The following is a 14,416-nucleotide window of genomic DNA, read 5'->3' on the forward strand; positions in this document are numbered from 1 at the left end:
CCACCAAGGAGCGCCGCCTGCATGTCTGCCTCGCTGACCGTTCGCCGTGTGCTCGGCGACCGTCCCTTCGCCGAGATCGGGATGCCTTTGGTGGTGGCGGACGGTGAGGAGCGGGGGGTCGTCGTCGTGGGCGGCGATCTGGGGTATCTGCAATGGTCCGGGGGTGGGACCGCCCAGGACCGGTGGCAGCGGTACCGGGTGGGTGTCTACGACTCGGGCGATCTGCGCTGCCGGTGGGTCGTGGGGTCCCGCTGGCCCGTGAATTGCCTTGCCTTTCATCCGACGCTGCCGGTCGTGGCCGTCGGCACCGGGTCGTACGACGGGGGCTACTTCTTCGAGGGCGAGTTGGTGCTGCTCGACCTGGAGTCCGGGCGATCCGCCTCGGTGCTGGCCGAGCCGCGTGAGGTGTTGCAGGTCGAGTGGGCGAGTGATCAGGCATTGCGGTTCGTGCTGGCTCCGCCCGACGACTACGACTTCGACGAGGCCCACTCGCACGGGTTCGACATGGTGATCGAGCGGTCCGACTGGGGTGCCGTCGCCCAGAGCTCGGTACAGCACGAGGAACTGACCGGGGAGTGGATCGAGTTCGACCGGTCCGCGCACGAGCAGGAGGCCGTCGCGCGACTGGGCGCTCTGTGCGGGGAGCCGTGGTGGGAGCCGCGCCGGCAGGTCTGGGACCTCCACGGCCTCACGGACGGGCGTGTGCTCGCCTGTCTGGAGGGAGTGCTGGCCGAGGCATGGCGGCCCGACGGGCAGCTGGACTGGTGTGTGCCGGACGACGAAGGCGGACGGCAACTCGTGGTCCGGGACGGTGAGCTCGACGCCTGGGTCAATGTGGAGCGGCGGCGGGTGCGCCGGGTGGGACGGGAGTGGGTCACCGAGCCGCCTCTCGTCGCCCGGATCTCCCTGGCGGACGGGAAGGTGCTCGGCTCCCTCCCTGTCGGCTCTCGCGTCGTGTTCACCACGCGTGACGACGGCTGGCTGGCGCTCCGCTCGACGGACCTGGAACGGCAGCAGGAACCGACAGCACTGGTCCCTCCCGCCGGAGAGGCTCCGGAGGCGAGTGTGCCGCTCCGCCGCTTCGACCTCTTCAACCACTTCTTTCCGGTCCGCCGCAGCGGTCAACTGCTCTTCCTCCGGGGAGAGAAGAGCGAGCCGTGGCGAAAGAAGTGGGTGGTCGCGGTCGATCCGGACGAGGCGCCCACGGTGCGGAAACTGTTCCCCCTCGACTGGGAGCCCCCGCACGCCAGGCACCTCTTCGGCGGCCCGGGCATCGCACAGGACGGTGACCTGGTGCACGCGGGAACCGTGCACGACGGTGCGGGCCTGCTGCCCGGCAACGCCTTCGTCGTACGACGGAGTCTTGAGGACGGAGCCGTCCGCTGGCAGTTCACCGCCGACTTCCCCGCAACCGCCCTGGACGGGAACGCGGACACGGTCTACGTCGCGTTCAACTCCGGCGAGCTGGTCGCCCTGCGCACCTGCGACGGAACCGTCCTGCGGCGGCAGCACCTGGAGGTCGGCGGCCAACCCGTCGTACCGCTGTCGCTCGCCCTCACCGGCCCCGACCGGCTACTGATCGGCACCGCGGACGGACGCATTCTCGACTGCCTGGTGGCTCAATGGACGAACGGCCGGAACTGAACGCTCCAGACCCGTTGACCCTCACCCGTGTCCTCCCTATCGTCTGGTCGACCATTCGAATGGCGTTCGATATAGCGAACACCGATAGAGGAGCACACATGGCCCCGCCCCTCTCCAGACGAAACCTCCTCCAGGCCGCAGCGCTCGCCGCCGCCGCGCCCGCGATCTCGTTCGCGACGACCGGCCGGGCCGTCGCTGCAGCTCCGGAGGCACCGCCCGTGTGGACCGTCCAGCCCTTCGCTCTCGACGAGGTCGCGCTCGGCGCGGGCCTCTTCGCCGACAAGCGGAAACTCATGCTCGACCACGCCCGCGGCTACGACGTGAACCGGCTGCTGCAGGTCTTCCGCGCCAACGCCGGCCTGTCCACCGGCGGCGCGGTCGCGCCCGGCGGGTGGGAAGGGCTGGACGGGGAGGCCAACGGCAACCTGCGCGGCCACTACACCGGGCACTTCCTGACCATGCTGTCCCAGGCCTACGCCGGCACGGGCGAGCAGGTGTTCGTCGACAAGACCCACACGGTGATCGAGGCGCTGACCGAGGTGCGCGAGGCGCTGCGCAAGGACCCTGCGGTTCTGACGGTCACCGGGAAGTTCGGCACCGCCGCCGAGAACGTCCGCGGCTCCTACCAGTACGTCGACCTCCCCGCCGCAGCCCTCGGCGGCACCTCGGCGATCACCCTGTCCGCCTGGGTGAAGCCCACCCACGACGCCAACTGGACCCGGGTCTTCGACTTCGGCAACGACACGACGCGCTATCTGTACCTGGCCGCGCGCAACGCGAGCGGTGTGCCGCGCTTCGCCATCACGACGAGCGGGGCGGGAGGCGAGCAGGGCCTCAACGGCACGGCCGCGCTGCCGCTGAACGAGTGGAGCCACCTGGCCGTGACACTCGCGGGCGGCACCGGCACGCTCTACGTCAACGGCACGGCCGTGGCGCAGAACACGTCGATGTCGCTCACCCCGGCCACCCTCGGCACCCTCACCAACAACTGGCTGGGGCGCTCGAACTACTCCGGCGACCCCGTCTTCGCGGGCGCCTACGACGAGTTCAACGTCTTCTCGCGCGCCCTGACCGGCGCCGAGGTCACCGAGTTGCAGGGAGCCCGCGCCGCCGACGCCTCCACGGGCCGCGGTGACCTCGCCTCGTACGCCTTCGACGAGACCACCGGCAGCACCTTCGCTGACGCCTCCGGCCGCGACCTGACCGCCACCCTGCGCCGCACCTGGGGCGCGCCCAGCCACCCCGGGTTCCTGGCGGCGTACCCGGAGACGCAGTTCATCGACCTGGAGTCGAGGACCAGCCCCGACTACACCAAGGTGTGGGCGCCCTACTACACCGCGCACAAGATCCTCAGGGGCCTGCTGGACGCGTACTCCGCCACCGACGACGCACGGGCACTCGATCTCGCGTCCGGCATGGGCGACTGGATGTACTCCCGGCTGTCCAAGCTGCCCGACGCCACCCTTCAGCGGATGTGGGGCATCTTCTCCAGCGGCGAGTTCGGCGGCATCGTCGAGGCGATCGTCGACCTGCACGCACTCACCGGCAAGGCCGAACACCTGGCACTGGCCAAGCTGTTCGACCTCGACAAGCTCATCGACGCGTGCGCCGCGAACACCGACACCCTCGACGGACTGCACGCCAACCAGCACATCCCGATCTTCACCGGGCTGGTGCGGCTGTACGACGCGACGGGCGAGGAGCGTTACCTCACCGCGGCGAAGAACTTCTGGGGCATGGTCGTACCGGGGCGCATGTACGGCATCGGCGGTACCAGCACCACCGAGTTCTGGAAGGCCTCCGGAGTGATCGCCGGCACGATCAGCGACACCACGGCCGAGACGTGCTGCGCGTACAACATGCTGAAGCTGAGCCGGACCCTGTTCTTCCACGAGCAGGCCCCGAAGTACATGGACTACTACGAGCGGGCCCTGTACAACCAGGTGCTCGGCTCCAAGCAGGACAAGGCGGACGCGGAGAAGCCGCTCGTCACGTACTTCATCGGTCTGACGCCCGGCCATGTGCGCGACTACACGCCGAAGCAGGGCACGACCTGCTGCGAAGGCACCGGTATGGAGAGCGCCACGAAGTACCAGGACTCGGTGTACTTCAAGGCGGCCGACGGCAGCGCGCTGTACGTCAACCTGTACAGCCCGTCCCAACTGGACTGGTCCGAAAAGGGTGTGACGGTCACTCAGAAGACCGGCTATCCGCGGGAGCAGGGGACCACGCTCACCGTCGGAGGCGGCAGCGCGGCCTTCGAGCTGCGGCTGCGGGTGCCGTCCTGGGCGACCGTCGGTTTCCGGGTGACGGTCAACGGCCGTGCGGTGTCCGGGAGTCCAACGCCGGGGAGCTACTTCGGCGTGTCCCGGAGGTGGCGCGCCGGGGACACCGTGCGGGTGAGCATCCCCTTCCGGCTCCGGGTGGAGAAGGCCCTCGACGACCCGTCCCTGCAGACCCTGTTCTACGGGCCGGTCAACCTGGTCGGGCGCAACTCCGCGACGAGCTACCTGCCGTTCGGGCTGTACCGCAACGCCGGGCTCTCCGGCGACCTGCTGCCCTCCCTCACCCCGGTGAGCGGCAAGCCGCTCCACTTCACCCTGGACGGCACCGAGTTCGCCCCGTTCTCCGAAGGGACCGAGGACCCGACCCACGCCTACTTCCGGCGCTCCGAACCGCGCGTGGTCTTCGGCACCACCGACTCCGGCGTGGCCAACCCGGTGAAGGCCGACGGGACCAGCCTGCTCGACGAGATCTGGGCCGGTGCCCCGTTCGGCAGCAAGCGCGCGCTGGTCTCGCGCGCGCGGTCGACGGTGAGCGCCTGGGTGGCGGCGGGGCTGCTCGGACAGTCCGACGGACAGACGGTGGTGAGCACCGCGGAGAAGGCGACGTACGCGCCCTGACCCGCGCACTACCTGAGGGCGCCCGAGGCTTCGGGCGCCCTTTGCCATACGTGATGACCCATTTGCCTAAACGCTTTAGGCAAATGCATAATCGTCTCTGGCATACAGGAGGACGGTTATGGCACGCGTAGGGCTCACCACGGAACGCCTGGTCAGGGCGGGTGCGGAGCTGGCCGACGAGATCGGCTTCGAGCAGGTGACCGCCTCGGAGCTCGCCCGGCGGTTCGACGTCAAGGTCGCGAGCCTGTACTCGCACGTGAAGAACTCCCAGGACCTCAAGACCCGGATCGCCCTGTTCGCCTTGGCGGAGCTCGCCGACCGGGCCGCCGACGCGGTGGCCGGCCGCGCCGGCAAGGACGCCCTGACCGCCTTCGCGCATGCCTACCGCGACTACGGCCGCGAGCACCCCGGCCGCGCCGCCGCCGCGCGGCTGAGGCTCGACCCCGAGACGGCCGCCGCCAGTGCAGGTGTCCGGCACGCCCAGATGACGCGGGCGATCCTGCGCGGCTACGACCTCGCGGAGCCGGACCAGACGCATGCCGTCCGACTGCTGGGCAGCGTCTTCCACGGCTACGTCAGCCTGGAGACGGCAGGCGGCTTCAGCCACAGCGCCCCCGACTCGGAAGAGACCTGGACCAGGATCCTCGACGCCCTCGACGCCCTCCTGCGCAACTGGCCCGCCCCTCCCACCCCTTGATCGACAGGCTGAGGACATGCACACCGAGCACGACTGGATCACCACGCCCATCACCGCGGACCTCCTGCGCGGCGCCCTCGACCTGGAGCGCACCGAGCACGGCGTGCTGCCGCACCGGCTGCCGGCCAAGGCCCGCGCCCAGTGCGCCGACGGGCAGCTGGCCATGGCCGAGTCCCAGCCCTCCGGCGTACGACTGGTCTTCCGCACCCGGGCCACCGCGCTCGAACTGGACAGCCGGCCCACCAAGCGGGTCTACGTGGGCGCTCCGTTCCGTCCGGACGGCGTGTACGACCTGCTCGTCGACGGCCGCCGGGCCGGTCAGGGCGTCGTGAAGGGCGGCAACACCCTCACCATCGACATGACCACCGGGACCGCCGAGATACAGTCCGGCCCGCCCGGCACCCTCCGCTTCGACGACCTGCCCGACGGCGTCAAGGACGTCGAGATCTGGCTGCCGCACAACGAGACGACGGAACTCGTCGCGCTGCGCACCGACGCCCCCGTCGAGCCCGCACCGGACAGCGGCCGCCGGGTGTGGCTGCACCACGGCAGCTCCATCAGCCACGGCTCCGACGCCGCGAGTCCCACCACCACCTGGCCCGCGCTGGCCGCCTCGCTCGGCGATGTGGAGCTGATCAACCTGGGCCTGGGCGGCAGCGCCCTGCTCGACCCGTTCACCGCCCGTGCCCTGCGCGACACCCCCGCCGACCTGATCAGCGTCAAGATCGGCATCAACCTGGTCAACGCCGACCTGATGCGACTGCGTGCCTTCGGCCCCGCGGTCCACGGTTTCCTCGACACGATCCGCGAGGGCCACCCCACCACGCCGTTGCTGGTCGTCTCGCCCCTCCTGTGCCCGATCCACGAGGACACCCCCGGCCCGAGCGCCCCGGACTTCGCCAACCTCAGCGAGGGGCGGCTGCGGTTCGTGGCCATGGGCGACCCGGCGGAACGGGCGAGCGGCAAACTGACCCTGCGGGTCATCCGCGACGAGCTCGCCCGGATCGTGGAGCAGCGGGCGGCCGAGGACCCGAACCTGCACCACCTCGACGGCCGCGACCTGTACGGCGAGACCGACTCCGCCGAGCTGCCCCTGCCGGACGACCTGCATCCGGACGCCGCCACCCACCGCCGTATCGGCGAGCGCTTCGCGGAAGCCGCCTTCGGTGCCGACGGCGTCTTCGTGGACGGCGGCGTCTGAAAGCCGGGTACTACGAACGACGGCGAGGCTTGCCGCCCCGCCTGGCACCTGAACCCTTGGGGCTTCCCGAACCGCTCCGGGAGCCGGTCGATCTGCCGACGGCCGGCTTGCGCCCGCCGCTCTTCTCGGCCTTCTGCTTGCGCTCCCCCTCGGGCTGAGCACGCCCGCGCGTGCTGTTGACCGTCCGCCCGCGGACGATCCCGATGAAGTCCTCGACCAGCTCGGTGGTCGCGTCCTCACACCACGACAGCGCCACGCCGGACTGGGGGGCGTCGACGACCGGACGGTACGTGAGGTCCTTCCGGTGGTGCAGACGGGCCAGCGACTGGGGCACCACCAGGACGCCCACGCCCGCCGCCACGAGTTCGATCGCGTCCTCGGTGGTGGCGGGGCGCTCGAGAGCGGGCTGTCCCGGGGGCCGCTCCCAGCCGAGGACGTCGTCGAGGGGGTGGAAGACGACCTCGTCGGCCAGGTCGTCGAGGGTCACCTCCTCCGCCGCCGTCACGACGTGGTCCTTGGGGACCACGACCACGGTCGTCTCGGTGTAGAGGGGGATCGCGCTGAACACCGTACGGTCGACCGGCAGCCGTACGAAGCCCGCGTCGGCAGCGCCGTCGCGCAACACATCGGATGCCTCGGTGGGCGTGACCTGGAGGAGGGTCAGCGGGACGTCGGGCAGGCGTTCGTTCCAGATCCGCACCCACTTGGCGGGCGTCACCCCGGGGACGTACGCGAGCCGGAAGGAGGGGGATTCTGGCGAGTCTGTCACTCCGCAAGGTTATCCGCTGTGGTCGGAGGTCTCGTCCGTGGCCTTTAGTCTTGACTCCATGAAGTCGCAGCAGACCACCCAGACGATGAAGCCCGCGACCGCGGCGAAGAAGCTGGGTGTGTACCTCCCGGCCACCCCCGCTGAGTTCCAGGAGGGCGTGGTCTCGCGCGCCGAGCTCAACGAGCTGCAGGCGAATCCTCCGCAGTGGCTGCAGGAGCTGCGCAGCAGCGGCCCGCACCCCCGCCCGGTGGTCGCGGCGAGGCTGGGCATCTCCATCGCGGGTCTCGCACGCGGCGGGGTCACCGAAGCGCTCACCACCGAGCAGATCGAGGCGCTGAGGCAGGACAAGCCCGAGTGGCTGGAGAAGGAGCGCGCCACGCAGGCCGAGGTCCGCAAGGAAGCGGTGCGCATCAAGGAGAAGAAGGCCGACCGCGAGGGTTCCTGACCCCCGAAAACTCCGGTGCGCCGGTTCGAACGGTTCTGCGACCATGCCGGAATGGTCCACCGTCTCGAACCCCTGATCGTCCGGCACACCCACCGAATCCCCGCCCCCGCGGGACCCGCCGGGGCGGGCGATGTCGCTGCGCGGCAGTTCGACGCCGTGCTGATGTCCGTGGGCTTCAAGCTCTCGGCCCAGGCGCTGGAACATCTGTCGGGGCTGGCCGAGGGCACGGTCGTCGACACCGCTGTGCGCACGCTGGGCACCGTCCGCGCGATGGTCGGCGACCATGTGCGGCACAACGTCTACTTCATCGACTTCCCGGCCAACGTGCCCGACACGTTCGACTTCTGGATGCGCTGCATCGCCGAGGCGCTGGAGGACGACAAGGCGCGCGCGGGGACGATCGCCCAGCTGCGGAGCGGTGTGGTCGACCTGCTCACGCTTCCGTCCTACGGCAACTACCGGCACACGTACGCCGAGATGCTCGCCGCCCATGACGAGCTGACGGCCGCGGCGGGCGACCGGCTGACGGTCCTGCACCTGGCCGGCGATGTGGAGGGCGAGGTCACGGCCCTCTACCTGGCGCTGGCCGGCAGCACCACTCCGCTGGGCGAGGAGCACCTGGGTGATCTGAAGGTCCTCGCCGGGTACTGCGCGGACGGTCCTCAGCCCGAGGCGATCCCGGTGCGGGAGAACCGCGCGGTCGTCAACGAGGCCCGGCTGAAGTCCGGCGCGAGCCTCCTCCTGGACACCGTGACCGATGTGCTGCGGCTGGCCTGTGCGCTGTCCGGCGGGGACGTGACCCTCCAGGAGCCGACCCGGTTCCGGGCGCTGTCGCGGCCGGTCCGCCGTGCCCTGCTGGCGGGGCTGGACTCCGTCGTCGCGGCGGCCCCGGCCAAGCTCGCCGACGTCACCACGCACCGCGAGCCCTTCAAGCGTCTGGGCGAGCGCCTCCACCCGCACGAGTACCCGCGGTGGCCGCACGCCGCCGACGTGTTCGCCGTCGCCCGGGGCGAGAAGCAGGCGCGCACCTTCGACGGCCGGGTCGAGGTACTGCTCGGCGCGAACGACCTCACCCGCGCGGTGGAGCTGCTGAAGTCCGCGCCGGGCAAGCTGTTCCGCTCGCTGGACCGGCTGCTGCGCACAGCGCCCACCCAGGAGGAGCGGGACGGCGTCGTGGCCGCCGCCGAGGAGGTCGCCCCCGACGTGTCCGGCAGGGTCGTCCTGTCGGTCCGCGAACACCTCCACAACCGCGCCGAGGAGACCGGGCGGCGCCGCGTGTTCGTCAACCGCCTCGGCCGCGCCCACGTCACCGACGACACGCGCCCGCCCGTCCCGCCCACGGAGCGCAAGCGCCTGATCGCCGCGTTCGACGCCGATATCAGGCGCCGGCTCCCGGTCGTGGAGCGGCTGTTGGTGGACCCCGACGTCCTCGACGTGGCGCTTCCGCTCAGCGGCCGGGCGACCGCGGCCGGGCTCGGTGTGCTGCCCCGCGGTTCCGTCTCGCCGGTCGACGGCGAGCTGCTGCGGTTCTTCGTGTACTGGAAGCAGACGGCCCACACCACCGACTACGACCTGTCGGCGCTACTGCTGGATGCCAAGTACGCGACGGTGTCCTGGCTGTCGTACACGAATCTGAAGGACGTCGAGGGCGAGCACTCGGGCGACATCACCGACGCACCCGACGGCGCCTCGGAGTTCATCAACCTGCGCCTCGGAGCGGTACGCGGCACGTTCATCGTTCCGCAGGTGAACATCTACTCCGGGGAGGGCTTCCAGGAGACCGCGGAGTCGTTCTTCGGGTTCATGCTGCGCGAGGCCGAGCAGCAGGGCCGTCCCTTCGAGCCGCGTACGGTGCGGATGAAGTCGGAGCTGCGCGGTCCGGGCCGGGTGGCGCTGCCGCTGGCGTTCCGGCGCGCGGAGGACGGGAGCTGGCACGCCAAGTGGCTGCACCTGTACCTGAAGGGCCATCCGTCGCAGAACCAGGTCGAGGGCAACCGGGTGACGGTCGCGACGCTGGTGCGCGGGATCGTCGAGCGTGAGCAGCTCGACGTCCGGTATCTCACCGGCCTGATGGCCGACGCCGGTGCGACGGTGACGCCGTGGGACGGCGAGACGGTCCCCGACGTGCCCGTCACCTACATCGGCCTGGAGCGTCCCGAGGGGCTGCACCCGGACTCCCGGGTCATCACCCCGGAAAACCTGCGCGACTTGATCCCGGGCTGACTGTTACCGTTGCTCGTGGCGAGGCCATGAAGGGGCTTCCTTCTCATGCACCGCGGAAGCGGCTTCAAATCCAGTCCCTTCGCTTTCCTCGCCCTCTACGTCGCACCGGGCGGCGCTCACCGAGTGAGCGCCGCCCGAGCCACATCCAGCGCCTGTACCGCGTACCCGCGGCCGAACAGCACCGCGTGGACCAGCAGCGGGAAGAGCTGGTGCAGTCCGATCCGGTCCTCCCAGCCGTCGGCGAGCGGAGCGACCTGTTCGTAGCCGTGCAGCACCTCGTCCAGGTAGGGGCAGCCGAAGAGGTGGAGCATCGCGAGGTCGGTCTCGCGGTGGCCGCCGTGCGCGGCCGGGTCGATGAGCCAGGGGCGGCCGTCGGCGCCCCACGTCACGTTGCCGTTCCACAGGTCCCCGTGCAGTCGGGCGGGCGGCTCGGCGGGGCCGGCCAGGTCGGGCAGCCGCTCGCAGACGCGCTCGAAAACGGCCGCCTCGGCGGGGACGACCGTCCCCTCGTTCACCGCGAGGCGCACGTACGCCAGCACGCGGTGCTCGGCATACCACTCGGGCCAGTCACCACCGTGGACGTTCCGCATGGGTGCGCGCCCGATGTACGCGTCCCGAAGGCCGTCGGGCGGCGGGGCGCCGAAGGCGGGCGCATCGGCGGCGTGCAGCCCGGCGAGGGCCCGGCCGAGGTCGGCCGCAGCATCGCTGTTGGGCCGCCCCCGCAGGATCAGGTCGGTCACCAGCCAGTGTGAGTCGTGGCCGCGCACGGCCGGGACGCGGACAGCACCGGAGTCGGCCAGCCAGCGCAGCCCCGCCACTTCGGCCAGTACCTCACCGGGCTCATTGCCGCGCTTGACCATCACCGACTGTCCGCCGTCGAGGGTGACTTCGGTGAGGGCGGCGGACAGGCGGCGTTCCCCGGACGCCGGGCGGCCGGTGAACCGCGCCGCTGCGGCGCCCGGTCCCTCACCTGGGGTTTTCGTGATCGGCACTTGCTCGCGTCCCTCCGCAGTGGTTCTCGGTAGTCACCGTGGCCTGGCCGACCCTCAGAGCGCAACAACGGTGTCGGAGTGCTCGGCATAGCCTCGGTGAAATCTACCGGCCATGTCTTGACATACGGATGAAACGATTCGTAGCTTGGGCGATCATTTAGATTCGTGAAGCTCGTTCACGGATATGAACGGAGAGTGCCCATGGGCGATCGCCGACGACGTCGCCGCCTGACTGCCGTGGCCACCGTCGCGGGACTGATGTTCGGAGCGGCCGCCTGTGGCTCCGGTTCCGACAGCGCCGGTGGCGGTGACCCGAACACCCTCGAGGTGTGGACCCGGAGCAATCCGGACTCCGCCGCCACCTACGACCGCGTCTTCGCCGCCTTCACCAAGAAGACCGGCATAAAGATCGACTACCAGCCGGTCATCAACTTCGACCAGCAGCTCCAGAGCCGGGCGTCCACCAAGGACCTGCCCGACGTGATGATCAACGACACTGCGCTGATGGGCAGTTACCAGAGCCAGGGACTGCTCAAGCCCATCGCCGCCGACTCGATCACGGGCAGCGACCGGATCACCGACAAGACCTGGTCCACCACGGTCGGCATCGACGGCAAGCACTACGGCATCCCGTACTCCCGCCAGGCCCAGACCCTGATGATCCGCAAGGACTGGCTCAAGAAGCTCGGCCTCAAGGCGCCCACGACCTGGCAGGAGATGCTCACCGTCGCCCAGGCCTTCGCCACCGAGGACCCGGACGGCGACGGCAAGGCCGACACCTACGGCATCGTCGCGCCCGGCAGCGCCCAGAACGGCTACGCCGCCTGGTGGGGCGCCAGCTTCCTGTGGCAGGGCGGCGCGAAGATCATCGAGAAGGACGGCGACGGCTACCGGCCCACCATGGACTCCGCGGCCGCCGTGAACACCGTCACCTGGATGAAGAACAACCTCTTCTGCGGCAAGAAGAACGTCCTTCAGCCCGGCGCGATCACGGCCGTCACCTCGACCGCCACCAACTTCCAGGACGGCAACGCCGGTATGTACATGACCGGCCCGTACAACATCACCACCTTCGACGCGACGCCCGGCAAGGACAAGTACGAGGTGGTCCCGGCCCCCGCGGGTCCGGCCGGCTCCGACGTGCTGGCCGACGGCGAGAACATCTACTTCGGCGCCAGGACCGGCAAGACGAAGCAGGAGCAGGCACTTGCCGCGTTCCTCGTCTCGGCCGGGGGCCAGAAGATCGCCATGACCAGCGTCGACGGTCACCAGCCCGTCGTCCGCATCCCTGTCAACTCCACGCTGGACGCGGCCAAGGTACGCGACGACGCCCGCTGGAGCGTCGTACAGAAGGCGTACGAGGACACCTCGGAGCAGTTCCCCAACGCCCCGGACTTCGCCCCGATCAAGCAGGACACCGCCGACGCGCTGAACGCGATCTTCACCTACTGCGGCAGCGATGTCAGCTCCAGCCTCAAGGAACTCAACGACACCCTCGCCGGTGACCTCAAGGACCAGGACCTGTTGAAATGACCGCTACCGTGACCACGCCCGGGGCGCGCAGAGCTCGGGTCCTCAGCAAGAGGGCCGTGCTGCCGTGGGTGTTCCTCGCCCCCGGCCTGCTGCTGGCCCTCGTCTTCAAGTTCCTGCCGATGGGCAAGGGCGTCTGGCTCAGCTTCTTCAAGGTGCGGCCCTTCCTCGGCGACAAGTGGGTCGGCCTCGACAACTACACCCGGGTGCTGACCGACCACCGCTTCCAGGACGCGATCGGCCACACCCTCCTCCTCGGCATCGGCATGTCGCTGGGCGGCATCGTCGTCGGCTTCGTGCTGGCACTGCTCCTCGAGGGCCAGACCCGCTCGCTGAAGATAGTCCGCGCGGCCGTCTTCCTGCCGGTCGTCACCGCGACCGCCGTCGTCGGCGAGATGTGGCGGCTGCTGTACTACCCCACCTCCGACGGTCTGATCAACCACGGCCTGAGCTTCCTCGGGATCGGGCCCACGCCGTTCCTCGACAACCCGAACACCGCACTGTGGGCGACGATGGTCATGAGCATCTGGATGCTCGCCCCGTACAACATGGTGATCATCCTCGCCGGACTCGCGGGCGTGGACCGGACGTTGTACGAGGCCGCCGCGATGGACGGTGTCTCGCTGTGGCAGCGCCTTCGGTACGTGACGCTGCCCGCGATCCGGCCCGCGCTCGGCATCGTCCTGACCCTCGCAGCGATCCGCGGACTGCGCGTGTTCACCGAGGTGTACGTCCTCACCGGCGGCGGTCCGGCAGGCTCCACCGAGGTCTGGATGACCCGCGCCTACACCCTCGGCTTCACCCGCAACGACATAGGCGGCGCCTCCGCGGCCTCCGTGGTGCTGCTCTGCGTGACCCTGCTGCTGACCGTCACGGTCAACTACTTCCGCACGAGGGGAGACGCGCGATGAGCGCTCCTGCCATCGATCCGGTCCGGACACCGGCACCGGCCGCCGTGACGGGGAAGCCCCCCAAGTCCGGCCGTACGACACCCGCCCGCTTCGACACGGCCCTCGGCTGGAGCGACCGGCCCGGAGTCAGCTGGGCCCTGCGGATCCTGCTGTGCGCGACAGCGCTCGGGATCTTCGCGGCGCCGTTCCTGACGATCCTCTCCGGCGCCTTCACCCCGCACGCCAGCGGCTCCTCGCTGTCCTTCCTCCCGCACGACAGCACGCTGCAGAACTTCAAGGTGGCGGGCGAGCGCGGTATTTGGGACTACTTCACCAACTCGCTCGTGATCGCGGGCGGTGCGCTGCTGCTGCAGCTCGCGGTATCCGTGCTCGCCGCGTACGCGCTGGCCCGGCACCGCTTCCGCGGCCAGGCACTGATCCTGACCCTGTTCATGCTGACGATGATGCTCCCCGAGGAGGTCATCGCCATTCCGCTGTCCCTGGTCCTCGGCCACGTCCCGGTGGTCGGCGTGGACCTGAAGGGCACGGCGTGGGGCGTGATCCTGCCGCTCGGTGCCTGGGGCTTCTCCGTGATGCTCCTGACCGAGTTCATGAAGGACATCCCCACCGAGATCGAGGAGGCCGCCCGCCTCGACGGCGTCGGCGAGTTCCGCATGCTGTGGCAGATCATCCTGCCGCTGTGCAAGCCCGCGCTCGGCGTGGCCGGCGTGCTCGGCTTCGTGATGATCTGGGACCAGTATCTGCTGCCCCTGATCGCCGCCAAGGACCCCACCGACTACACGGTCACCGTCGCCCTGTCCATCCTGCGCACCGACCCCGAGGTCGGCTCCGGGGTGGTGCTGGCCGGTGCGGTCATCGCCCTCGTCCCCAGCCTGATCGTCTATCTGCTCCTCCAGCGCTCGCTGGTCACCGGCATCGCCGCCGGGGCCACCAAGGGCTGACCCCCCCGTTATGTTTTCCGCGGTCCTGCAAGAGGACCGCTGGCCTCCGGGCCCGGCATGGCTGTTCCCCCCTGTCGAACGAATGACCTGGGGGGTGGTGTCACCGGGCCCGAGAGGCGCCGTTGGAGACGCTGATGAGAGGTCCGACTACCGCCTGGCC

At 70.0% G+C, this 14,416-nt stretch carries 11 protein-coding genes; 9 read left to right on the forward strand and 2 right to left on the reverse strand.

Annotated features, from left to right (window positions below):
- The first annotated feature begins 21 nt into the window (after positions 1–21).
- The 4 genes from IG08_RS0142020 to IG08_RS0142035 all read left to right on the forward strand — a co-directional run bounded on the left by IG08_RS0142020 (position 22) and on the right by IG08_RS0142035 (position 6,445).
- Positions 22–1,644 (forward strand): PQQ-binding-like beta-propeller repeat protein, encoded by a 1,623-nt coding sequence (locus IG08_RS0142020; protein ID WP_030616043.1) that lies wholly within the window; start codon positions 22–24, stop codon positions 1,642–1,644.
- 98 nt (positions 1,645–1,742) lie between these two features.
- A complete protein-coding gene (locus tag IG08_RS0142025; RefSeq protein WP_030616046.1) occupies positions 1,743–4,547 on the forward strand; it encodes a beta-L-arabinofuranosidase domain-containing protein in 2,805 nt (934 codons plus the stop codon).
- 118 nt (positions 4,548–4,665) lie between these two features.
- Positions 4,666–5,244 carry a TetR/AcrR family transcriptional regulator gene (locus IG08_RS0142030; protein ID WP_030616048.1) on the forward strand — a complete coding sequence of 193 codons (579 nt, stop codon included), beginning with the start codon at positions 4,666–4,668 and terminating at the stop codon, positions 5,242–5,244.
- Positions 5,245–5,260: 16 nt separating this feature from the next.
- Positions 5,261–6,445 carry a GDSL-type esterase/lipase family protein gene (locus IG08_RS0142035; RefSeq protein WP_030616051.1) on the forward strand — a complete coding sequence of 395 codons (1,185 nt, stop codon included), beginning with the start codon at positions 5,261–5,263 and terminating at the stop codon, positions 6,443–6,445.
- A gap of 10 nt (positions 6,446–6,455) precedes the next feature.
- Here the strand turns inward: IG08_RS0142035 and IG08_RS0142040 are convergent, their stop codons facing one another.
- Positions 6,456–7,214 carry a LysR substrate-binding domain-containing protein gene (locus IG08_RS0142040; protein ID WP_030616054.1) on the reverse strand — a complete coding sequence of 253 codons (759 nt, stop codon included), beginning with the start codon at positions 7,212–7,214 and terminating at the stop codon, positions 6,456–6,458.
- Positions 7,215–7,272: 58 nt separating this feature from the next.
- Between IG08_RS0142040 and IG08_RS0142045 the strand changes: the two genes are divergently transcribed.
- Together IG08_RS0142045 and IG08_RS0142050 are read left to right on the forward strand one after the other, a co-directional pair.
- Positions 7,273–7,659, forward strand: a complete 387-nt coding sequence (locus IG08_RS0142045; protein WP_030616057.1) for a DUF5997 family protein — start codon at positions 7,273–7,275, stop codon at positions 7,657–7,659.
- Between the two features lie 51 nt (positions 7,660–7,710).
- Positions 7,711–9,882, forward strand: coding sequence for a TerD family protein (locus IG08_RS0142050; protein ID WP_030616060.1), 2,172 nt, complete (start codon positions 7,711–7,713; stop codon positions 9,880–9,882).
- Between the two features lie 116 nt (positions 9,883–9,998).
- Here IG08_RS0142050 and IG08_RS0142055 read toward each other — a convergent pair whose 3' ends face one another.
- Positions 9,999–10,874 (reverse strand): fructosamine kinase family protein, encoded by an 876-nt coding sequence (locus IG08_RS0142055; RefSeq protein ID WP_420823311.1) that lies wholly within the window; start codon positions 10,872–10,874, stop codon positions 9,999–10,001.
- 201 nt (positions 10,875–11,075) lie between these two features.
- On the opposite strand from IG08_RS0142055, the gene IG08_RS0142060 reads away from it, so the two are divergent.
- The 3 genes from IG08_RS0142060 to IG08_RS0142070 are packed head-to-tail and all read left to right on the forward strand — an operon-like array spanning position 11,076 to position 14,256.
- Positions 11,076–12,407, forward strand: coding sequence for an ABC transporter substrate-binding protein (locus IG08_RS0142060; protein ID WP_030616067.1), 1,332 nt, complete (start codon positions 11,076–11,078; stop codon positions 12,405–12,407).
- A complete protein-coding gene (locus tag IG08_RS0142065) occupies positions 12,404–13,315 on the forward strand; it encodes a carbohydrate ABC transporter permease (protein WP_030616069.1) in 912 nt (303 codons plus the stop codon). Before IG08_RS0142060 ends, IG08_RS0142065 begins: the two co-directional genes overlap by 4 nt.
- Entirely contained in the window at positions 13,312–14,256 is a 945-nt protein-coding gene (locus tag IG08_RS0142070; RefSeq protein WP_030616072.1) for a carbohydrate ABC transporter permease, read from the forward strand. Before IG08_RS0142065 ends, IG08_RS0142070 begins: the two co-directional genes overlap by 4 nt.
- Positions 14,257–14,416: the final 160 nt, after the last annotated feature.

This window comes from Streptomyces fulvoviolaceus (genome assembly GCF_000718165.1).
Classification (GTDB): domain Bacteria; phylum Actinomycetota; class Actinomycetes; order Streptomycetales; family Streptomycetaceae; genus Streptomyces; species Streptomyces fulvoviolaceus.

What these genes read in the sequence shown, in the direction of transcription:
- IG08_RS0142020 (WP_030616043.1), top strand. Translation starts at nt 22, where the DNA reads ATGTCTGCCTCGCTGACCGTTCGCCGTGTGCTCGGCGACCGTCCCTTC.
- IG08_RS0142025 (WP_030616046.1), top strand. Translation starts at nt 1,743, where the DNA reads ATGGCCCCGCCCCTCTCCAGACGAAACCTCCTCCAGGCCGCAGCGCTC.
- IG08_RS0142030 (WP_030616048.1), top strand. Translation starts at nt 4,666, where the DNA reads ATGGCACGCGTAGGGCTCACCACGGAACGCCTGGTCAGGGCGGGTGCG.
- IG08_RS0142035 (WP_030616051.1), top strand. Translation starts at nt 5,261, where the DNA reads ATGCACACCGAGCACGACTGGATCACCACGCCCATCACCGCGGACCTC.
- IG08_RS0142045 (WP_030616057.1), top strand. Translation starts at nt 7,273, where the DNA reads ATGAAGTCGCAGCAGACCACCCAGACGATGAAGCCCGCGACCGCGGCG.
- IG08_RS0142050 (WP_030616060.1), top strand. Translation starts at nt 7,711, where the DNA reads ATGGTCCACCGTCTCGAACCCCTGATCGTCCGGCACACCCACCGAATC.
- IG08_RS0142060 (WP_030616067.1), top strand. Translation starts at nt 11,076, where the DNA reads ATGGGCGATCGCCGACGACGTCGCCGCCTGACTGCCGTGGCCACCGTC.
- IG08_RS0142065 (WP_030616069.1), top strand. Translation starts at nt 12,404, where the DNA reads ATGACCGCTACCGTGACCACGCCCGGGGCGCGCAGAGCTCGGGTCCTC.
- IG08_RS0142070 (WP_030616072.1), top strand. Translation starts at nt 13,312, where the DNA reads ATGAGCGCTCCTGCCATCGATCCGGTCCGGACACCGGCACCGGCCGCC.